Annotated in this window: 17 protein-coding genes; 10 read left to right on the top strand and 7 right to left on the bottom strand. The window is 73.3% G+C overall.

What is annotated here, in order from left to right; genetic code table 11:
* Positions 1–144: 144 nt before the first annotated feature.
* Together HHX41_RS18675 and HHX41_RS18670 are read left to right on the top strand one after the other, a co-directional pair.
* On the top strand, positions 145–1824 hold the full coding sequence (locus tag HHX41_RS18675; protein WP_182906989.1) for a CocE/NonD family hydrolase: 1680 nt from the start codon (positions 145–147) through the stop codon (positions 1822–1824).
* 126 nt (positions 1825–1950) lie between these two features.
* Positions 1951–2448, top strand: coding sequence for an NUDIX domain-containing protein (locus HHX41_RS18670; RefSeq protein ID WP_182906988.1), 498 nt, complete (start codon positions 1951–1953; stop codon positions 2446–2448).
* On the opposite strand, the gene HHX41_RS18665 is transcribed toward HHX41_RS18670, so the two are convergent.
* From HHX41_RS18665 to HHX41_RS18650, 4 genes are all read right to left on the bottom strand, one after another.
* Complete coding sequence (locus tag HHX41_RS18665) at positions 2421–4640, bottom strand: NACHT domain-containing NTPase (RefSeq protein ID WP_182906987.1); 2220 nt, start codon at positions 4638–4640, stop codon at positions 2421–2423. The genes HHX41_RS18670 and HHX41_RS18665 overlap by 28 nt on opposite strands.
* 98 nt (positions 4641–4738) lie before the next feature.
* Positions 4739–6367 carry an ABC-F family ATP-binding cassette domain-containing protein gene (locus HHX41_RS18660; RefSeq protein WP_182906986.1) on the bottom strand — a complete coding sequence of 543 codons (1629 nt, stop codon included), beginning with the start codon at positions 6365–6367 and terminating at the stop codon, positions 4739–4741.
* A complete protein-coding gene (locus tag HHX41_RS18655) occupies positions 6367–6981 on the bottom strand; it encodes a hypothetical protein (RefSeq protein WP_182906985.1) in 615 nt (204 codons plus the stop codon). The genes HHX41_RS18660 and HHX41_RS18655 overlap by 1 nt, the downstream gene beginning before the upstream one ends.
* Positions 6982–7179: 198 nt before the next feature.
* Complete coding sequence (locus HHX41_RS18650; RefSeq protein ID WP_182906984.1) at positions 7180–7707, bottom strand: DUF1697 domain-containing protein; 528 nt, start codon at positions 7705–7707, stop codon at positions 7180–7182.
* A 238-nt stretch (positions 7708–7945) separates the two neighbouring features.
* Between HHX41_RS18650 and HHX41_RS40720 the strand changes: the two genes are divergently transcribed.
* From HHX41_RS40720 to HHX41_RS18630, 4 genes are all read left to right on the top strand, one after another.
* A complete protein-coding gene (locus tag HHX41_RS40720; protein ID WP_310742053.1) occupies positions 7946–8167 on the top strand; it encodes a DUF3311 domain-containing protein in 222 nt (73 codons plus the stop codon).
* Positions 8164–9750, top strand: a complete 1587-nt coding sequence (gene mctP / locus HHX41_RS18640) for a monocarboxylate uptake permease MctP (protein WP_169984411.1) — start codon at positions 8164–8166, stop codon at positions 9748–9750. Before HHX41_RS40720 ends, mctP begins: the two co-directional genes overlap by 4 nt.
* 112 nt (positions 9751–9862) lie before the next feature.
* The gene (locus HHX41_RS18635; RefSeq protein WP_182906982.1) at positions 9863–11182 is read left to right on the top strand and encodes an amidohydrolase family protein; all 1320 of its coding nucleotides are present in this window, start codon (positions 9863–9865) and stop codon (positions 11180–11182) included.
* A 39-nt stretch (positions 11183–11221) separates the two neighbouring features.
* Positions 11222–14545 carry a BTAD domain-containing putative transcriptional regulator gene (locus tag HHX41_RS18630; protein WP_182906981.1) on the top strand — a complete coding sequence of 1108 codons (3324 nt, stop codon included), beginning with the start codon at positions 11222–11224 and terminating at the stop codon, positions 14543–14545.
* A 22-nt stretch (positions 14546–14567) separates the two neighbouring features.
* Here the strand turns inward: HHX41_RS18630 and HHX41_RS18625 are convergent, their stop codons facing one another.
* Entirely contained in the window at positions 14568–15230 is a 663-nt protein-coding gene (locus HHX41_RS18625; protein WP_182906980.1) for a DUF4386 family protein, read from the bottom strand.
* Positions 15231–15407: 177 nt separating this feature from the next.
* Here HHX41_RS18625 and HHX41_RS41855 point away from each other — a divergent pair, with 177 nt between their 5' ends.
* From HHX41_RS41855 to HHX41_RS18610, 3 genes are all read left to right on the top strand, one after another.
* On the top strand, positions 15408–16580 hold the full coding sequence (locus HHX41_RS41855; protein ID WP_182906979.1) for a histidine kinase: 1173 nt from the start codon (positions 15408–15410) through the stop codon (positions 16578–16580).
* Positions 16577–17260: a response regulator transcription factor gene (locus tag HHX41_RS18615; RefSeq protein ID WP_182906978.1), complete on the top strand. Its 684-nt coding sequence runs from the start codon at positions 16577–16579 to the stop codon at positions 17258–17260. Before HHX41_RS41855 ends, HHX41_RS18615 begins: the two co-directional genes overlap by 4 nt.
* A gap of 90 nt (positions 17261–17350) precedes the next feature.
* The gene (locus tag HHX41_RS18610; RefSeq protein ID WP_182906977.1) at positions 17351–17998 is read left to right on the top strand and encodes a hemerythrin domain-containing protein; all 648 of its coding nucleotides are present in this window, start codon (positions 17351–17353) and stop codon (positions 17996–17998) included.
* Positions 17999–18086: 88 nt separating this feature from the next.
* Here HHX41_RS18610 and HHX41_RS18605 read toward each other — a convergent pair whose 3' ends face one another.
* Together HHX41_RS18605 and HHX41_RS18600 are read right to left on the bottom strand one after the other, a co-directional pair.
* On the bottom strand, positions 18087–18767 hold the full coding sequence (locus HHX41_RS18605; RefSeq protein WP_396794809.1) for a VOC family protein: 681 nt from the start codon (positions 18765–18767) through the stop codon (positions 18087–18089).
* Positions 18768–18848: 81 nt separating this feature from the next.
* Positions 18849–19289, bottom strand: coding sequence for a DoxX family protein (locus HHX41_RS18600; RefSeq protein ID WP_182906976.1), 441 nt, complete (start codon positions 19287–19289; stop codon positions 18849–18851).
* Between the two features lie 28 nt (positions 19290–19317).
* Here HHX41_RS18600 and HHX41_RS18595 point away from each other — a divergent pair, with 28 nt between their 5' ends.
* A complete protein-coding gene (locus HHX41_RS18595) occupies positions 19318–19974 on the top strand; it encodes a TetR/AcrR family transcriptional regulator (protein WP_259401083.1) in 657 nt (218 codons plus the stop codon).
* The last annotated feature ends 57 nt before the right edge of the window (positions 19975–20031 follow it).

Here is a 20031-nt window from a genome sequence, read left to right as displayed (position 1 = left end):
GCGGTAAGGGTAGCCGCGGGAGCCGCGATCATGCAACGCGACGCCGCTGGAAGCGCGAGCACCGGATAGATATTCTGTTACTGGTCGGAACTCCACTCTCGGCCGGGCGCGCGACGCGGCCCGGGCCGGAAAAGGAGGAGCGTCATGGTCCGCGTGCCGGCCGGACTGCCATCGCACCGCGGCGTCCCGGAGGGATCGGGCGGACCGGGGGGGCCGCGAGGCCCGAGCGGTCCGCCGGGCCACCGGGTCCGGGTGCGCCGCGACGTGCCCGTGCCGATGCCGGACGGCGTGACCCTCCTGGCCGACCACTACACCCCGGTGGGCGCCGACCGGCCGCCGACGATCCTGATCCGCACGCCGTACGGGCGGGGCGGCGTGGTCGGCTGGATGTACGGCTGGACCTTCGCCCGGCACGGGTTCCAGGTCGTGCTGCAGAGCTGCCGGGGCGGTTTCGGCTCGGGCGGCCGGCTCGATCCCCTGGTCCACGAGCAGGAGGACGGCCTGGCGACGGTCGAGTGGATGCGGGCGCAGTCGTGGTACGGCGGCGGCTTCGCCATGCACGGGCCCTCCTACCTGGGCTACACCCAGTGGGCGATCGCGGCGCAGACCCCCGACCTGCGGGCGATGGCCGTCCAGGTGACCGCCTCGTGCTTCCGCGACGCCGCGTACGTCGGCGGGTCGTTCGCGCTGGAGTCCACGCTGATCTGGACGACGCTCACCGCGCATCTGGAGGGCAGGCTGAGCGGCATGGCCGCGTTCACGGCGCCCCGGCGCACGCGGCGGGCCGTGCTGTCGGGCCTGTCGGGCCACCCGCTGCCCGAGCTCGACGTGCTGTCGGCGGGCAGGCCGCTGCCTTTCTTCCGGGAACTGGTGGCCCACCACGGCGAGGCCCTCTGCACGTACTGGGACAAGAGGGACTTCTCCGCGTCGGTTGGGGAGGTCGGCGCCGAGATCACGATGACCGGCGGCTGGTATGACGTGTTCCTGCCCTGGCAGCTCAAGGACTACGCGGCGCTGCGGGCGGCCGGGCGGCGGCCCCACCTCACGATCGGGCCGTGGTACCACGCCGACATCCGCCACGGGCGGGCGGCCAACGCCGACGCCCTGGCGTGGTTCCGCGCCCACCTGCTCGGCGACCCCTCGGGGCTGCGCCACTCCCCCGTCCGCCTGTACGTCACCGGCGCGGGCCGGTGGCGGGACGAACCGGACTGGCCCCCGCCCGGCATGCGGCGCGAGCGCTGGCACCTGCAGCCGGGCTTCGCCCTGTCTCCGGACAACCCGGCGGGCGGCGAACCGGACCGTTACCGCTACGACCCCGCGCACCCGACGCCGGTGATCGGCGGCCCGGTGCTGATCGGCAACTCCGAGCCGAGGGACAACCGGCGGCTGGAGGCCCGGCGTGACGTGCTCGTGTACACCTCGGAGGCGCTCGACCGGGACACCGACATGATCGGCCCGGTGAGCGCCGAGCTGTTCGTGCGTACCAGCAGGGAACACACGGACTTCGTCGTGCGGGTGTGCGACGTGCACCCCGACGGCGCGTCGATGAACGTCTGCGAGGGCGTGCGCCGGCTGACGCCGCAGCTGCCGGCCGACGAGGACGGCGTGCGCCGGGTGGAGATCGACCTGTGGCCGATGGGTCACCGGTTCCGCCGCGGCCACCGCGTCCGGGTGCAGGTGGCGAGCGGGGCCTACCCCCGCATCGCGCGCAACCCGGGCACCGGCGCGCCGCTGACGGCCGGCACCCCCATGGTCGCCTCGGACCAGGAGATCCTGCACGACCCCCGCCATCCCTCGGCCGTGATCCTCCCCATGCTCCCCTGAGCCGGCTCATGGCTCCGGCACCACGAGCCGTCGTCGCACCCGGACGACGCCGGCCACCCCAGGATCGGCACCTGAGCCGACCGTCGCGCCCAGCGTCCGCTTTCGGGCACTGCTACCCTCGCGATCGTGGCGATCAGGAACTCCCACTGTTCCTTCTGTGGAGCGGCCTACGCGCCCGGCCTGCCCTGGCCGAGGACCTGTCAGGAGTGCGGCAACACCAGCTACCTCAACCCCCTGCCGGTCGCGGTCATGGTGCTTCCGGTGAACGACGGCCTTCTCGTCGTCCGCCGGGACGTCGAGCCGCACCGCGGCCTGCTCGCCCTCCCCGGCGGCTTCGTCGACGTCGGCGAGTCCTGGCAGCAGGCCGCCGTACGGGAACTCCGCGAGGAGACGGGCGTCGTGGCCGACGCGGCCGGCATCCGGCTGCTCGACGCGGTCAGCGCGCCCGACGGCACCGTGCTGATCTTCGGCCTCGGGGCGCGTACGACCGCGGACGCCCTCCCGCCGGTCGCGCGCACCGCGGAGACCAGCGAGTGGCTGGTGATCGACGGCCCTCAGGAGCTGGCGTTCCCGCTGCACACGCGGGTCGTGGCCCGCTATTTCGGCTCAGACCGATCGCTGTGAGCGTGAAGGTGGGCCAGACGGTCCTGCAGCTTCTCGTGCCGGAACCGGTACACGGGTCCCACCTGGCGGAGCAGCCCGACGCGATGGGCGTCCTCCAGAAGGCTCATCAGCCGTAGCGGGATCCGTCCGCGGGCGCGGAGCATGGCGACGGCGACGAGGTAGATGGAGCTGGCTCCCGTGAACCCGAACGTGAGCGTGAACACGACACCGCCCGCGAGCCCGAAGGCGACCCCGGCCTCGGCGCCGCGCAGCAGCCCGGAGAAACCGTCCACGAGCGTCCCGGCGAAGCCGAACGCGAGGCCCAGCGCCAGCCCGAAGGTGAGGGAACGCCCGTATACGAGCTGGATGTCCCGCCGCAGCGTGATCAGCGGGCCCTGCGGCCGGTCGTTGGTGAGGGGGGTCGTCACCCACTTGTTGAGCCCGAGAGTGAGACCGCCGATGGCGCCGATGACGAGCGCATAGGGGATCAGGCCGTCGACCCGCGAGGACATCCCCGCGACCCGCCACAGCGCAAACGCCGCGATCATGCCGACCGGGAGCACCGTGACCAGCCCGAGCGTGAGCTGCCCGGCGAGCCGGCCGGCATTGCCGCGCCAGCGCAGGTTGGCGTACGCCGGCTCCAACGTGGAGCCCTTCAGACGCTCCAGGATGAGCCCGCCGGTGAGGCCCCCGACGAGCCCGCCCACCGGTCCCCCGGCGAGACCGAACAGGAGCGCGTCCCGGAGGCTGCCTTCGTGCGGGCTGCGCAGCGCCACCACGGCGTCGCTGGTCAGTCCCACGGTGACGCCGACGGACAGTCCGATGGTCACGCCTCCGACGAGAATGCTCCAGCGTCGTGAGATCGCACGGTGGAGGTGCCACCAGTGGAAGTCCCTGGTGCCGATCGCCGACATGTGATGGGCGACGAACGACAGCCACCGGCGGGCCTCGTCCGGATCCCACGTCCGCTGTGAACGGAACGGGTGGTCGTGCTCGTGCCGTTCGTTGGGATCGTCGTCGGGCGGCGTGGCCGCGAAGCTCGCCTGAACGAGGTTGTCGAGCAGGTGGTCGGTGACGGCGGCCGCCGTCGGGAAGCGCTCGGTGTCGTACAGCGGGGCGGGGTTCGCGCGGGTCTCGACGTACACCTTGTGCAGCAGCCACACGACAAGCGGCGTGGAGAGGGCCTCGGGCAGCGGGCCGTCCGGGTCGGCCTTCACCGCGGACAGCAGGCCGATCCAGTCGGGCCGTTGCCCGGGAGCGAGCCGGTCGCGGAGGTACGAGATGACGTCCGCGCTCTTCACGGGCCTCGGCTCGATGACGGCCGCGCCGGCGAGCGCGGCGCCGTCGCGGAGGTTGACGGCCGTCACGTACTCGGCCGTGCGGCAGGTGAGGATGAGCGACTCGACGGCCGAGGCGGCGTTCAGCGCGTTGATCACCTTCGGCCGCACCGCGTCGGGCAACTCGTCCAGGCCGTCCAGGACCGGGAGGATCCGGCGATAGGTGACCAGTCCACGAGCCGCGTCCGGACCCAGCTCGGGGGCGCGCAGCGCCGGGTAGTTCTCCCTCAGCCGCCTGCCCAGCCACCGGTGGACGGGCTCGGCCGCCGGATCCCACCCGGACATCGACAGCAGCACGGGGACCGGATCGCCGGGCTGCGGCTCCATCAGCAGCTCCCTGAGCAGGAGCACGGCCAGCGTCGTCTTGCCCATGCCGGCCTCGCCGAGGATCACCAGCCTGCGCCGGGCGAGCTTGCGGAACCGGCCGGCGATCTCCGGCATCCGGTCGGTGCGCCCCTCGAAGCGCACCCGCCCGAAGCCGAACCACGAGCGCAGCAGCCGCAGCCCGTCGACGCGCTCGTCCTGGTCCATCACGTCGAGACCGGAGATCCTCCAGCGGACCGGCAGCCGGGCCGGCTCGTCGAGATCGCGCATCGCGATCTCCTCGCGCCACTGCTCGTGCACGAGCACCCGCAGCGTCCGCTCGGCACGATCGATCTGCTCGATCGTGCTCGTGCCGCCCGGCTGCCGCCGTCGCCAGGTGCTGACCAGGGGAGGGACGAGCGCGAAAACACCGAGGGCCACGCTGGCGAGCTGTGCCCAGTTGACCGCCGCGTCCGACTCGGAGAGCGCGGTGAGCCCATAGCCGATCCCGGCGACCGCGACCACTCCTGCGGCGGGCAGCACGACGCGGCGCCAGCCGGCCCAGCCCCTCATTCCCACATGGTGACATCGCGCGATCTATCTGGCGAGAACGAGATATGACCGGTCGTTTTGGGCCGCGCATCGGCGCAAGCGCGTACGTGACCGGGCTTTCAGCCTTCGTGGACGCGGCCGGCCTCGACGACCAATCGGCGTGTCGTGTGGACGGCCTTCAGCATGCGCCGGTCGTGGGTGACGAGCAGCAGGGTCCCCGTGTACGAGTCGAGCGCGGACTCCAGCTGTTCGATCGCCGGAAGGTCGAGATGGTTGGTGGGCTCGTCCAGGACGAGCAGGTTGACCCCTCGGGCCTGCAGGAGGGCGAGGGCCGCCCTCGTTCGCTCACCCGGCGACAACGTGGCCGCCGGGCGGAGCACGTGGTCGGCCCGCAGGCCGAACTTGGCCAGCACCGTGCGGACGTCGGCGGGCGGCAGGTCGACGAGCGCGCCGAACGCGCCGAGCAGCGGCTCGTCGCCCTCGAACAGGGCGCGGGCCTGGTCGACCTCGCCGACCACCACACCGGGACCGAGCGCCGCCGTCCCCTCGTCGAGGGGGATCCGGCCGAGCAGCACGCCGAGCAGGGTGCTCTTGCCCGAGCCGTTCGCACCGGTGATCGCGACCCGGTCCGCCCAGTCGATCTGCAGGTCGACGGGCCCGAGCGTGAAGCCGCCACGTCGCGCGAGCGCGCCGCGCAGCGTCGCGACCACGGCCCCGGAGCGGGGCGCGGCGGCGATCTCCATCCGCAGCTCCCACTCCTTGCGCGGCTCCTCGACGACATCCAGCCGCTCGATCAGCCTCTCGGTCTGCCGGGCCTTGGCCGCCTGCTTCTCGGTCGCCTCGGTGCGGAACTTCCGCCCGATCTTGTCGCCGTCGGGGGCCTTGCGGCGCGCGTTCTTGACGCCCTTCTCCATCCAGGCGCGCTGGGCCCGGGCGCGGGCCTCCAGGGACGCCCTGGTGTCGGCGTACTCCTCGTACTGCTCGCGCGCGTGCCTGCGGGCGACCTCGCGCTCCTCCAGGTAGGCGTCGTACCCGCCGCCGTACGCACGGACCTGCCACTGGGCCAGGTCGAGCTCGACCACCCTGTTGACCGTACGGGCGAGGAACTCGCGGTCGTGGCTGACGACCACGGTCCCGGCGCGCAGTCCCGTCACGAAGCGTTCGAGCCGGTCCAGGCCGTCGAGGTCGAGGTCGTTGGTGGGCTCGTCGAGCAGGAACACGTCGTAACGGCTGAGCAGCAGCGAGGCCAGCCCCACCCGGGCCGCCTGGCCGCCGGACAGGGACGTCATCTCCTGTTCCAGGCCGACCATGAGCCCGAGGTCGGCCGCCACCTCCGCGGCCCGCTCCTCCAGGTCGGCGCCGCCGAGGGCGAGCCAGCGGTCGAGGGCCTCGGCGTACGCGTCGCCGGGATCGCCGCCCACGAGCGCCTCGGTGGCCGCGTCGAGGGCCCGCTGCGCGGCGGCGACCCCGGTGCGACGGGCGAGGAAGGCGGCGACGGTCTCACCGGGCCGCCGTTCCGGCTCCTGTGGCAGATGCCCGACGTTGGCGGTGGGCGGGCTGAGCCGTACGCCGCCGTGCTCGGGCGCGTCGAGGCCGGCCAGCAGGCGCAGCAGCGTCGACTTGCCGGCGCCGTTCACCCCCACCAGCCCCACGACGTCCCCGGGCGCGACGACCAGATCGAGATCCGCGAACAGGACGCGCTCGCCGTGCCCGGCGGCGAGCTCCTTCGCGACAAGAGTGGCGCTCATCAGGACACCGACCCTACTGGGTCCCGCGTGAACCCCGCCGGACGGCGTGGCGCCAGGGCGTCCAGGGTCTTCTTGTCGTGCCGTGGCCGGGCGACGGTCTCGTCGGCCCAGCGAGTGCGGCGGAAGGACGCCGTCAGCTTCTGCTGATGGTCGCCGAGGTAGAACCAGACGAAGCGGTCGACGGAGACATTGGTGACGCCGCTGCGGGGCAGTTCCGCCGTCCAGGCGCAGTCCTGCCACCAGCGCCATGTCTTCGGGCTGGTCTTCTGGCGTTCGGTGACGCCGAGGAAGCGCAGCTTCAGCCGGATCACGTCCCACGCCTCGTGCTCGTCGTCGATCCAGTCGCGCAGAAGCGCGTAGAGGTGGGTGAAGGTGTATCCCCGGTGAACGAGGTCGGCGAACACGATCGGCCGCCTGCGGCGGGCGAGGGCGTGCGGGCTGACGCCCGCGGCCGCGAGGTTGACGCGCAACTGGCGGATCTCATGGGGCCGCAGCGGCTCCTCGAACCGGTAGGAGAACGGCAGCAGTCGCACACGGTCCGGGCGCGAGGTGGCCGACAGCGCGCCGGACAGCAGGTCGAAGACGCTGTCGGCGGAACGGCCAACGAAGTGCACGTCGCCGTTCCCGCTGCGGGCCAGGATCTTCGCGCCGCACTCGACCAGGTCGTCCGAATAGGCAGGGCGGGCTCGGGGCGCCCGTCGAGGAGGGTGCCGAGCCGGTCGGGCCGGATCAGGTTCCAGCGGTACGGCTGGTTCGGTGTCGTCATCGCAATCATGGTGACGCGCCGTTCCGGCCCCGGTCACCCGAGTTTCCTAGAGGTCCTCGGCGAGCGAGAGCAGGCGGGTGACGGTGTTCCAGTTGCGCATGGTCGCCGGGCCGGTCGAGTACTTCTCCATGAGAGGCGGCAGCTTGGGACGCCGCAGCCCGTCCGGGAAGTAGACGTAGAGCTCCCGCTCGCCCATCCGCATCTCCTCGGGGGCGTACGCCGCCGGATCGATGCTCGCCAGCCCCTCCCGGTCCGGCGGCCGGGCCAGGAAGACCACGGCGAACCGGGCGGGGTCCCGGATCTCCAGGGGGTTGCGCTCCACCACGGCGCGAAGCTGCTCGGCCGTACGGACGATCACGGCGGCGGACAGGCCGAGCTCCTCCTGAAGCCCGCGCCCGATCGCGGCGGAGATCGACTCGGCGTCCCCGTCCGCCGTGAACAGCGCGTTCCCGCTGCGCAGGTGCGTGCGCGCGTTCCCGTATCCGAGCCGTTCCAGCAGTGCCCGCAGATCGGCCATCGCCACCGTGGTGGCGGGGCTGACGTTGATGCCGCGCAGCAGCGCCACGTACCGCATCGCATCGCCTCCTTCCGGCGGGAGGCTATCGCCCGTTCCTGTCAGACAGCGTCAGGTATCGGATTGTCATCTGCGTAGTCGTCGCTGGGCGCGCCAACACGACCGTTCGGCGATCGGTGATCTCCCTGTTACCCGGGCTTCCTTACGCTGCCGCCGAGTAACCGTCCCGCTGGTCCGCGTGACGGCCCGTCACGCGGAGCTGCCGGGCACGCCTGGTCCGTGTCCGATTGGAGAACGTGTGACGACCCCCCGCGACGACCGCGGCCGAAGCCCGGACTACAGTCCGCTCAACTGGCTGCTCCTGCTGCCGATCGTGATCCCGCTCCTCCCGCCCCTGTTCAACGCGGTGGAACCGCGGCTGTTCGGCATCCCGCTGTTCTACTGGCTACAGCTCGCCTTCATCATCCTCGGCGTCACCACGACCACCCTCGTCTACCGCGCGACGAGGAGGAACCGGTGAAGACCACCGAGATCGTCATCTTCACGATCCTGTTCCTGGTCGTGAGCGGCCTGGGCTTCGTGGCCGCCCGCTGGCGCCGCCCGGACGACCTCGCCAGCCTGAACGAATGGGGCCTCGGCGGCCGTAGCTTCGGCAGCTGGATCACCTGGTTCCTGATCGGCGGCGACCTCTACACGGCGTACACGTTCGTGGCCGTGCCCGCGCTGATCTTCGGCGCGGGTGCCATGGGCTTCTACGCCGTGCCCTACACGGTGGTCGTCTACCCGATGGTGATGCTCGTGCTGGTCCGGCTGTGGTCGGTCTCGCACGTGCACAACCTCGTCACGCCGGCCGACTTCGTCCGGGTGCGCTTCGGCTCCCCCACCCTGGCGCTGCTCGTGGCGATCACCGGCATCGTCGCGACCATGCCGTACATCGCGCTGCAGCTCATCGGCATCGAGGCGGTGCTGAAGACGATGGGGCTGACGGGCGACCTGCCGCTGATCATCGCGTTCGCGATCCTCGCGGCCTACACCTATCAGTCCGGGCTGCGCGCCCCCGCGCTGATCGCGTTCGTCAAGGACTCGCTGATCTACCTGGTGATCCTGGTCGCGATCATCTACATCCCGGCGAAGCTGGGGGGCATGGGCTCGGTCTTCGACGCCGCGAAGGCCAAGTTCGACGCCGCGGGCAGCGGCGGCATCACGCTCAACGCGAACAACCAGCTCCAGTACGTCACGCTCGCGTTCGGCTCGGCGCTGGCGCTGTTCCTGTATCCGCACAGCGTCACCGGCATCCTCGCCTCGCGCAACCGGAACGTCATCAAGCGGAACATGTCGGCCCTGCCGGCCTACAGTCTGCTGCTCGGCCTGATCGCGCTGCTGGGCTACATGGCCATCGCGGCCGGGATCACCCCCATCGGCAAGGACAACAACACGATCGTGCCGCGGCTGTTCGACGCGATGTTCCCCGACTGGTTCGCCGGGGTCGCGTTCGCTGCCGTCGGCATCGGCGCGCTCGTGCCCGCCGCCATCATGTCGATCGCCGCGGCCAACCTGTTCTCCCGCAACATCTACAAGGAGTACGTCAACCGGAACGCGACCCCCGCCCAGGAGGCCACGGTCAGCAAGGTCGCGTCGCTGGTCGTGAAGGTGGGCGCGGTGCTGTGCATCCTGCTCATCGACCCGCAGTTCTCGATCGACCTGCAGCTCATCGGCGGCGTCATCATCCTGCAGACGCTCCCGTCGGTGGGCCTCGGGCTCTACACCCGGTGGTTCCACCGGGGCGGCCTGATCGCCGGCTGGGCCGCCGGCATGGCGGCCGGGATGCTGCTGCTGTACAACATCGCCAACCCGGCCACCAACCACGCCCACTTCGGCGGCTCGGCCTTCCCGCTGTCGCAGTTCGGGTTCGACACCAAGATCACGGTGTACGCCGGCTTCCTCGCGCTGATCGTGAACCTGGTCGTCGCCGTGCTCGGGACCGTCGTGGCCCGCGCGCTCAAGAGCGCGGACGGCCCGGACGGCACCCGGCCGGGGGACTACTTCGCCGACCAGGGCGACCCGCGCGTCCACGAACTGGAGACGACGGCGCCCACCGCCTGACCTCCCTGCCGACTTGTGGCCGGCTTGACGCGGCGCGACGCCCCGCGTGGAGTCGGCCACAAGTGCGCGATGGGACAAAGAGGCATCACCTCGAACACCGAAGGAGCCAAGGATGCCTCTCAGCAACGACCTGGTCGTCACCGGCGGTCACGTGCTCTGCATGGACCCGGCCTTCCCGGACGGCCCCGCCGACGTCGTCGTCCGCGACGGCGTGATCGTCTCGGTCGGTCCCGCCGCCGAGATCCCCCCGGGCGCCGACGTCGTGGACGCCACCGGCTGCGTGGTGATGCCGGGGCTGGTCGACACCCACCGCCACACCTGGCAGTCGGCGCTGCGCCACATCGGGCTCGACTGGAGCCTGATGGACTACCTCGGGGCCGCGTTCCTCCAGCTCGGGCCGAACTTCCGGCCGCAGGACGTCTACGCGGGCACCCTGCTCGGCGCGCTCGGCGCGCTGGAGTCGGGGATCACCACGCTGGTCGACTGGTCCCACATCCAGAACACCCCCGAGCACAGCGACGCCGCCGTGGCCGCGCTTCGCGACAGCGGGATCCGGGGCGTCTTCGCCTACGGCTGGCCGCAGGTCGATTCGCTCCGCTGGGTCGGCGACCACAGCGACGCGGAGCTTCCCGCCGACGTCCGCCGCGTCAGGGACGTGCTCCGCGACGACACCGCCCGCGTCACGATGGCCCTGGCCGCGCGAGGTCCCGAGATGTCGGCCCCCGCCGCCACCCGGCGCGACCTGCTGCTCGCGCGGGAGCTCGGCCTGCGGGTCACCATGCACGTCGGCTCCGCCGACAAGACGGGCAGCGTCGGGTGGCTGCACGACGAAGGCCTGCTCGACGAGACGGTTACCCTGGTCCACGCGAGCGCGACCGGCGACGACGAGCTGAAGGCCGCCGCCGGCGCGGGCGCGACCGCGAGCGTGTCGCCGTTCATCGAGATGACGATGCCCGGGCTCGGCACACCGGCGACCGGCCGGCTCCTGCGGGCGGGCGTCGTCACCGGCCTCAGCGCCGACACCGAGGTCGCCACCTCCGGAGACATGTTCACGCAGATGCGCGCCGCCCTGGCCCACCACAGGTTCACCCAGGACCCGGCGCCGCTGAGCGCCGGCGACCTGCTGCGGATGGTCACCGCCGACGGCGCCGCGGTGGCCGGGCTCGCGGGCGTCACCGGCGGCCTCACGCCCGGCAGGAGGGCCGACCTGATCGTGCTCGCGGCCGACACCCCCGCCGTGGCGCCGGTGCTCGACCCCCGCGCGGCCGTCGTCCTCGCCGGCCACCCCGGGCTGGTCCGCACGGTCGTCTGCGACGGCGTGGTCGTCAAGCGGGACGGCGTGCTCACCGGGCCGGTCGGGCGGGCGATGGACGCCGCGAAGGCGAGCCTCGCCCACCTTCGCGAAGCCGTGCCCGCGATGCCCGTCGCCTGACGCCGCGATGCCGGCCGGTGATCGTGGCACAATCCCGGCATGGCGGTCATGTTCCGGGTGCTCGGCCCGGTCGAGGCGTACGTCGACGGCGTTCCCGTCGACCTCGGCGGGCCACGGCCCCGGCTGCTGGTGGCCCGTCTGCTGATCGCCAGGGGCGCGACCGTGTCGGTGGACGCGATCCTCGACGATCTGTACGACGGCGCGCCGCCGCCGCGCGCCCAGAACACGCTGCACAGCTACATCTCCACCCTGCGCCGGGTGCTCGAACCCGGCCGCGCTCCCCGCACGCCGTCGTCCGTGCTCCTCAGCCGCCCTCCCGGGTACGCGCTCGGGCCGCACGAGGTGGACGCGGAGGAGTTCGTCCGCCTGGCCCAGGCCGGCGAGCCCGAACGCGCGCTGGCCCTGTGGCGCGGCATGCCGTACGAGGAGTTCGGCGACGTGCCCTGGCTCCGGCCGGAGATCGAGCGGCTCGCCGAGGCCCACCTCGTGACGCGGGAACGGCTCCTGGCCGGGCGGGTCGGCGACCCGCACGTGGTGGGCGAGCTGGAGGCCCTGGTGGCCGCGCACCCCCTGCGCGAAGGGCTGTGGGAGCTGCTCGCCCGCACGCTCTACGCCCTCGGACGGCAGGCGGACGCCCTGGAGGCGCTGCGTACGGCCCGGGCGCGCCTGGCCGACGAACTCGGCCTCGACCCCGGCCCGGCGCTGCGGCGGCTGGAGGAGGCGATCCTCGCCCAGGACCCGGCCCTCGACGGCCCCGGCCACGTGCGGCGGGGCCCCGCCGTACCGGTCGAGGTGCCGGGGGCGGACCGGCCGGAACGGCGGGCCGTCGGCCGGGGCACGCAGCTCGACCGGCTCGGCGAGCTGGCGCGCGACGTGGCCGGCGGAAGGCCGAGGATCGTGGCGATCTCCGGTGAACCGGGGATCGGCAAGACGTGGCTGACGGAGGTGTTCGCCGGGCGGCGGGCCGCCGAGGGCTGGCTGGTCGCGTGGGGCAGGTGCCACGAGACCTCCGGCGCGCCCGCCCTGTGGCCGTGGCAGCAGGTCGTCAGGGATCTCACGGCCCGGGTGCCCCCGCCCCCGGCCCAGGCCGCCGCCCTGCGGGTCCTGCTCGGCGACACCGCGCGAGACGGCGCCACCGCGCGAGAGGGCACCGCCGCGCGACACGAGACCGCCGGTCGAGACGACACCGCGCGGCCCGGCGATCGGCCGGCCGAGGCGGGCGAGGCCCGGTTCCGGCTGCACCAGGCCACCGCGGCGTACCTGGGGACGGCCGCGGCCGACCGGCCGCTGCTCGTGGTGATCGACGACCTCCAGTGGGCCGACACGGCGTCGCTCGGCCTGCTGTCCGACCTCCCGATGCTCCTGCGCGGCAAGGTCGCGATCGTGGTCACCGTACGGTCCGGCGAGGGGCCGGCCGCGGTGCACGACGCGCTCGGCCTGCTCGGGCGGCACGACGCCCTCCGCCTGCCGCTGGCCGGGCTCGACCCCGCCGCGGTCGCCGAGATGTCCGGGCTGCGCGACGCGGCGGCCGTGGCGGCGCTCGCCGAGCGCACCCGGGGCAACCCGCTGTTCATCCGCGAGACCCTCCGCCTGGCCGAGGACCAGGGCATCGAGCGGGCGCTCACCGGGGTGCCCGAGGGCCTGGCCGACGTGCTGCGCCGCCGCCTGCTCGACCTGCCCGCCCCGTACCGTCCCGCGATCGACGCGGCGGCCGTGCTCGGCACGGGCGCGGACCGGCGGCTGCTGGCCGATGTCGTCGGGGACGCCTCGGGCACGGACGTGGACGAGGCGCTCGACGCGGCGACCGCCATCCGCGTCCTCGACGAGGACCTGCGCTTCACCCACGACCTCATCCGGGAGACGGTCTACGCCGACATCCCGCCGCGCCGCCGGGCCGGGCTCCACCTGGCCGCGCTGCGGGCGCTCCGGCTACGGCCGGGGGCCGACCTCGCGGTCCTCGCCAGGCACGCGCTGGCCGCCGGGCCGGGCGCCGCGGCCGACGCGGTGCGCTGGGCCTCGGCCACCGCGCGGCAGGCGGCCGGCCGGCACGCCTACGAGGACGCCGCGCAGTGGTGGCGGCGCGCGGTCGAGGCGCACGGGACGTTGCCCGGCGCGGACCCGGCCGGGCACGTGGAACTGCTGCTGGAGCTGGTCCGCGCGCAGCTCGCCGCCGGCGACGGCGTCTCGGCCCGGCAGACCAGGGTGGAGGCGGTGCTCGCGGCCGACGGGCCGAGTGATCCGCTGCTCGCCGCCCGCGCGCTGACCAGCCTCGACGCTCCCGCGCTGTGGAAGATGTACGCGTACGGCGACGTGGAGCTGCAGGTGGTGCGGCGGATCGAGGACGCGCTGGCCGCCCTGCCCGAGGAGGACTCCGAGCTGCGCTGCCGGCTGCTCGGCTGCCTGGGGATGGAACGTTACGACAGCTCGGCCGATCCCCGGTGCGACACGGCCACCGCCGAGGCGCTGGCGATGGCCCGCCGCCTGGTCGCGCGGGGCGAGGCGGGCGAGGAGCTGCTCGGGTTCACGCTCAACGCGCGCTTCCTCGGTGTGCACCTGCCGGAGCGCATACCGGAGATCGACGCCATCGGCAAGGAGCTCACCCGGCTCGGGCCGCCCGGGTTCGAACTGCTCGGCCACATGATCAGGGAACGTTCCCGGATGGAGCTGTTCGACGTGGCCGGGGCCGACCGGGCCGCCGAGCGGGCGGCCGTGCTGGTCCAGCGGCTCGACCTGCCCTGGCCGCGGTTCCAGCAGTTCATGTACGCGGGCGCCCGGCGCCTGCTTGAGGGCGACTTCGACGGCGCGGGCGAGGCGTACGCCGCGGCGGCGGAGGCGGGCGAGCGGCTCAACCTGTGGTACACGAGCACCGTGCTCGCCTCCGCGCTGCTCGCCCGGCAGTTCACGATGCGGGAGACCGACGGCGTCGAAGAGTTGATGGAGCAGTACTCCCCCTTCCCGGCCCACCGGCAGGTGATGGGCGTGCTCTTCGGGGACTGGCGGGGCGACCGCGCGCCGGCCGCGGCGGCGCGCGAGCAGGGCTGGCACGCGCTTCCGCGTGACTTCGGCGAACTGCCCGGGATATGCCTGCTGGGCGAGGCCCAGATCGTCGCGGGCGACCACGACGCGTGCGCCCGGACCTATCGCAGGCTCCTGCCGTACGAGGACAGGATCGCCTTCGGGGCCGGGACGTTCTGCGCCGGCCCGGTCGGCTACTTCCTGGGGCGGCTGGCCCACCTGGGCCGGACCGCCGATCCGCAGACGGCGCGGGCGCACCTGGAGGCGGCCGGGAAGCGGTGCGCGGCGGCCGGGCTGACCTGGTGGGCCGCCAAAATCGCCTGCGAGCGGGACCGGATCGTGCCCTGACCCGCGCGCTCAGACCGCGTGCTCAGACCGCGGCGGGGGACGCCACGGGCCGTGGCACGACCACCCCGCCGCCGCGCCACAGCATCACGGCGAACACGACCAGGGCGGCGGCGAGCGGCGCGTGCCCGGCGGCACCGGCGACGCCGCCGGCCGGGGCGCCGAACGCCGCGACCGCCGCGACGACGAGCAGGACGGGCTGCCAGAGCGGAGTCGCGCGCGTGCGGATCAGCGCGACGGCGAGCACCACCATCCCCACGGTGAGCAGGGGGGCCAGGTAGAAGGGCACGCCGATGAAGCCGTCGTTCGAGGCCATGTCGTAGACCTTGCGCGCGAGCGCCGGGTCGTGCGCCGTGAGCATGCCCATGGTGAACCCGATGGTGGAGGCGCCGACGGCGAGGCCGGCCGCGCCGGCGGCCGCGAGCGTCGCGCCGACGGCGGCAAGGCGCGGACTGCGCTCGCCGGCGAGCCTGCCGATGCCGTACGCGGCGGGCACCAGCAGCACCGCGGCGATCGAGGTGAGCAGGGTGGCGGCGGTGAACCTGCCGTGGGCCCGGGTGACCTCGTCGACGTAGTCGGCGGCCGGCAGCGTCGAGGGCGTGTTCCACAGATGCCCGAGCACGAGGCAGACCGCCGCCGCGGTCATCGAGCCCGCCAGCAGCCGGGGGCTCGTCTTACTGGTGGTCACGTGCGTGTCCTTTCGGTTCGTCCGGCTGGTGATGGCCGAACCGTAGGAGCGCGGAGGGCTTCGGCGGATCGGCCGTGACGCGCAGATCCCGAAATCACGGCTACGACCTTCGATCGACGGCGGGGACCGACCTGCGGCCGATGTGACCGCGCCGCAGGCCTGCCTACACTGACGGTCGTGTGGCGTGATCGGGTACGTGGCCGGCCCGCGGACGCGGCGCTGGCGCTGGCGCTGGTCGTCGTGGGTCAGGTCGAGGTGCGGTATGGAAGCGTCGGTTATCTGGGCAGCGCGCCGTACGCCGTCAGCGCCGTTCTGGCCGCGCTGATCCCGCTGCCGCTGATCTGGCGGCGCCGCGCCCCGTTGGCGGTCCTGATCCTGGTCGGGCTGGCGATGGCCCTGCCGACCCTCGTCGTCGACCGCAGCATCCCGTTCTGGGGCGGGCCGATGACCCTCGACGTGGCGGTCTACAGCGCTTCCCGTCATGCCACTCCGCCACGGGACCGTTGGGCGCTGCTCGTGCCGGCCGTGACCGTCGCCCTGGTCGCCACCGCGCTCCCGGTCTTCCGCAGCCTCAACGAGGTGGCGTTCTCCACCGGTGTGTTCGGCGTCGGATGGGCCGCCGGGCGGGCGATGCGGGGCTGGCAGCGCCGGCACGAGTTGCTCGGAGACGACCTGTTGACCCTGGCCGAGTCGGCGGCGCTGCGCGAACAGGCCGCCGCGGCCGCCGAGCGGGCCCGCATCGCCCGCGAACTCCACGACGTCGTCGCGCACAGTGTGAGCGTGATGGTGGTGCAGGCCGGATCGGCCCGGCTGCGGTTGCGGCGGGATCCCGCCGCCGCGGAGGAGGCGCTGCGCGTGGTGGAGAAGAGCGGGCGTGAGGCGCTGGGCGAGCTCAGGCAACTGCTCGGGGTGCTCCGCGCCGACGACGAGGCGACCGCCGTGGACCCGCAGCCGGGCCTCGCCGGGATCGACGACCTGCTCGCGCAACTGCGGGCGTCCGGTCTCGACGTGCGCCTGGAGGTCCACGGCGTACGACGCGACCTGCCGCCGGGCCTGGACCTGTCGGCCTACCGGATCGTGCAGGAGGCGCTGACCAACGCGCTCAAGCACAGCGGGCCGACCACGGCCACGGTCCGCATCGGCTACGACCGGGACCGGCTCGACCTGCGGGTGTCCAACGCCGACGGCCGGCGGCCCGCGCTGGCCCGGGCAGGGGCGGGGCACGGGCTCGTCGGGATGCGGGAACGGGTCGCGTTGTTCGGCGGGCGGCTCGAGGCGGGCCCCCGGGCAGGCGGCGGCTACCTCGTGCGCGCCACCCTCCCGCTGCCGGAGCCGGAGCCCGCCGCATGATCCGCGTCGTCATCGCCGACGACCAGGCGCTCGTGCGCGGCGGGTTCCGCGCCATCCTGGAGAACGACGGCGACATCGAGGTGGTCGCCGAGGCCGGCGACGGGCTCGAAGCGTTCGAGGCGTGCCGGCTGCTGCGGCCGGACGTCGTCCTGATGGACGTGCGGATGCCGCATCTCGACGGGCTCGCGGCCGCCCGCCGGCTGCTCGCCGACGACTCCGTCCCGCTACGGGTCCTGATGCTCACCACGTTCGACCTCGACGAGTACGTCTACGCCGCGCTGCGCGCGGGGGCCAGCGGGTTTCTGCTCAAGGACACGCCCGCCGACCGGCTCGCCCCCGCCGTCCGCACCGTCGCGGCCGGGCAGGCCCTGCTCGCCCCCTCGGTGACCCGGCGGCTGATCGAGCGGTTCGCCGAACAGGCCGTCGCGACGCGCGTGCCCGGCGAGCGGCTGGCGAGGCTCACCGGACGCGAGACCGACGTGCTCCGCGCCGTGGCCAGAGCGCTGTCGAACGCGGAGATCGCGCGTGACCTGCACCTGTCCGAGGCGACGGTGAAGACGCACATCACCCATCTGCTCGCCAAGCTCGGCCTGCGCGACCGCGTCCAGGCCGTCGTCCTCGCGTACGAGGAGGGCCTCGTGCGTCCCGGCGCGTCCGACCTCCCCTTCACGGCACACTGACGCCGCGGTCCTTCCGCACGGCGTCGCGCTGGGAGTGCGCCGCAAGTGGACGTTGAGTGACGGTGAAGGGGGCGGGCCCATCGTGGGGCCATGACAACACCGACGCAGACCCGGCGCCGACCGGGTGAACCCGCTCCCGACCTCGTCACGTTCCTCGTCTTCCACGCCGGCCTGCGGCGCGAGTTCGGCAGGCTGGCCGAGGTCCTCGACCGCTGCGACCCCCGCGACGAGCGGCGCCGCGCGGTCGTCGACGAGCACCTCGCGCTGCTGCTGCGCGCCCTGCACCACCACCACACCGAGGAGGACGAGGCGATCTGGCCGTTGCTGCGCGGCCTCGTCCCGGAGGCCCGCGCGGTGCTGGACCGGCTGGAGGCCGACCACCAGGAGATGGACGCCGTCATCGGCAGGCTCTCCGCCGGCGGCCGGCCCGTCCGCGAGGTCGCCACGGACCTGCGCGCGCTCGACCGGCTGCTCAACACTCACCTCGACCTGGAGGAATCCGAGGTCGTCCCGCTGATCAGGGAGCACGTCAGCGCGCACTGGTGGGAGGAGTCGGGCAAGAAGGTCGGCAAGAGCCATGGCCGTGACCTCCCGATGCTCGCCGCCTGGCTGGTCGACGTGGCCACCCCCGCCGACCGCGAACACATCTTCAGGACCGCCCCGGTGATCATGCGGATCCTCTACCGGCTCTCCTGGCGCCGCGCCTACGAGCGACGGGTCTCCCAGGTTTACGGCTGAGCAGGTGTACGGCTGAGCCGCGGTCACCACCTTCGCGACGCAGACGGTGCCCGGCGCGCCTCCCCCTGGCGGAGGCGCCGCCGGGCCGTCAGCTCTGCGTGAAGGCGAGCGGGACGCCGCACGCGTCCTGGGCCGAGACGTAGAAGCCGTCGGGAGTGGCCCGGGTGGGGATCCCGCCGGCCTCGATTAGCCCGCGCGCGGCGGTCACGTCTTTCACAGCGATGGTGTGGGTGGCCAGCAGGGGCACTGCGGGAAGGGAGTGCCCGGGCAGCAGGTCGTCGAGGGCGGCTCGCGGGGCGATCTCCACTCGGCCGTGCCGCAGGGACAGCACGCGCTTGGGGCCCTCGATCCACACGTCGGCGTCGAGCAGCCGCGCATAGCGCTCCTCGTGGGTGTCCACCTCGTCGTCCGGGACGACCAGCAGCACGCTGTGCACGCCGACCGCGCCGTTGGGGTGATCGAGATAGCGGGGCTGGTGGACGTACTGGGGGGTGTAGTGCTGCGTGGCCTGCAGGGCGCCCTCGGGGGTGTGGACGGCGTCGATGCGGACGCTGTCGGCGCGTACGGTCCGCGGTCCCTCGGGGGTCTGCACCTCACGCTCCAGCGCCCTGATCCCGGTGGAGGCCAGCCCCGCCGTGCGCAGCCGCCGTGCCGTCGCCTGGATGTCGCGGGAGCCGAGGGTCACCAGCAGGCCTCGGTAGGTCTCCCGCAGGTGGTGGACGCCCCAGGGGTCGGGGGCGGCGGGGTCGACGATGCCGAGCAGTTCGATGAAGGACTGCCCGAAATAGGCGCACCGGTTGGGGCTCGTCGAGGCGCGCGTCCCGCGTGCCTGGCAGTGATCGGCTCTGGTTCACACGGCCGCCGCGACGGCGGCGGCGACGAAGAGCACCTGCAGGGCGGTGCGTGCGGGCAGCGGAGTCACCGGCTTTCCCGCCAGGGTGAGGCCGCGCCGCGCCGCCGACACGTTGGCCGGGAACATGGCGATCATGAGCAGCGCGAGCCCGATCGCGGCGTACGGCGCGATCGGCGGCAGCAGCAGCCCGGCCGCGCCGGCCAGTTCCAGCACCCCGGTGAGGGTGACCAGCAGGGCGGGCCGGGGGAACGCCGCGGGGATCATGGCGACGAAGTCCCGACGCCACGAGGGCAGGAAGTGCGGCACCCCGGTGAAGACGAACATCAACGCCAGAGCGCCGCGCAGTGCGGGCTGCCAGTCGTCCAGCATGTCGACGCCGGCCAGGCCCAGCAGCCGCAGGGCGGCGAAACCCCCGATGAGGGCGATGAAGGGAACCATCCCTCCTCCAATCTTGTCATTGGCTAGATTGAAGGAGATTCAGTATCTTGTCAACGTCAAGATAGAGTGGGCCGCCCAGAGGCAGCCCAGCGCGGAGGTGAGCGAGATCAACGAGCCGGCCTACCATCACGGCAACCTGCGGCGGGCCGTCATCGACGCCGCCCTCCAGGCCATCGGCGAGTCCGGTCCGGCCGGATGGAGCCTGCGTGAGCTGGCCCGTCGTGCGGGGGTCTCGCACGCCGCGCCCGCGCATCACTTCGGCGACAAGACGGGACTGCTGACGGCCGTGGCCGCCGAGGGCTTCGAGCTGTTCGCCGACAGCCTGGAACGCGCGGCCGGGGACGACGTCTTCGCGGTGGGGGTGGCCTACGTGCGCTTCGCCATCGACCACAGGCCCTACTTCGAGGTGATGTTCCGTCCGGAGCTGTATCGCGCGGACGATCCGGGGATGCGATCGGCGCGTGAGCGTGCCGCCCACGTGCTCGTCACCACCGCCGGCGCGCTGTCGCCGAGCCCCGCGCAGGACCGGCTGACCACGATCGCGGCGTGGTCGCTCGCCCACGGTTTCGCCGGCTTGTGGCTCAGCGGCTCCCTGCCGGAAAGCGCCGAGGGCGATCCGGAGACGATCGCCCGCGCGCTCGTCGAGCTCGTCTTCGGATCCCTGGGCAGGACCGGATCGGAGTAGGCGGCGTCGCGCGGGTCCCGGGGCCGCCCTGCGGCCCCTCGGCGACCCGGATCGTTC

The organism is Microbispora sp. H13382 (genome assembly GCF_014161445.1).
In the GTDB taxonomy this organism is placed as follows: Bacteria; Actinomycetota; Actinomycetes; order Streptosporangiales; family Streptosporangiaceae; genus Microbispora.
Note: the sequence above shows the minus strand (reverse complement) of the source record. Positions and strands in the feature narration are given on the sequence as shown.

Coding starts and splice junctions, on each gene's coding strand:
- HHX41_RS18635 (WP_182906982.1), top strand. CDS start 9,863: ATGCCTCTCAGCAACGACCTGGTCGTCACCGGCGGTCACGTGCTCTGC.
- HHX41_RS18615 (WP_182906978.1), top strand. CDS start 16,577: ATGATCCGCGTCGTCATCGCCGACGACCAGGCGCTCGTGCGCGGCGGG.
- HHX41_RS18650 (WP_182906984.1), bottom strand. CDS start 7,707: ATGCGGTACGTGGCGCTGCTGCGCGGCATCAACGTCAGCCCCGCCACC.
- HHX41_RS18630 (WP_182906981.1), top strand. CDS start 11,222: ATGGCGGTCATGTTCCGGGTGCTCGGCCCGGTCGAGGCGTACGTCGAC.
- HHX41_RS18610 (WP_182906977.1), top strand. CDS start 17,351: ATGACAACACCGACGCAGACCCGGCGCCGACCGGGTGAACCCGCTCCC.
- HHX41_RS18600 (WP_182906976.1), bottom strand. CDS start 19,289: ATGGTTCCCTTCATCGCCCTCATCGGGGGTTTCGCCGCCCTGCGGCTG.
- HHX41_RS18675 (WP_182906989.1), top strand. CDS start 145: ATGGTCCGCGTGCCGGCCGGACTGCCATCGCACCGCGGCGTCCCGGAG.
- HHX41_RS18665 (WP_182906987.1), bottom strand. CDS start 4,640: ATGAGGGGCTGGGCCGGCTGGCGCCGCGTCGTGCTGCCCGCCGCAGGA.
- HHX41_RS18660 (WP_182906986.1), bottom strand. CDS start 6,367: ATGAGCGCCACTCTTGTCGCGAAGGAGCTCGCCGCCGGGCACGGCGAG.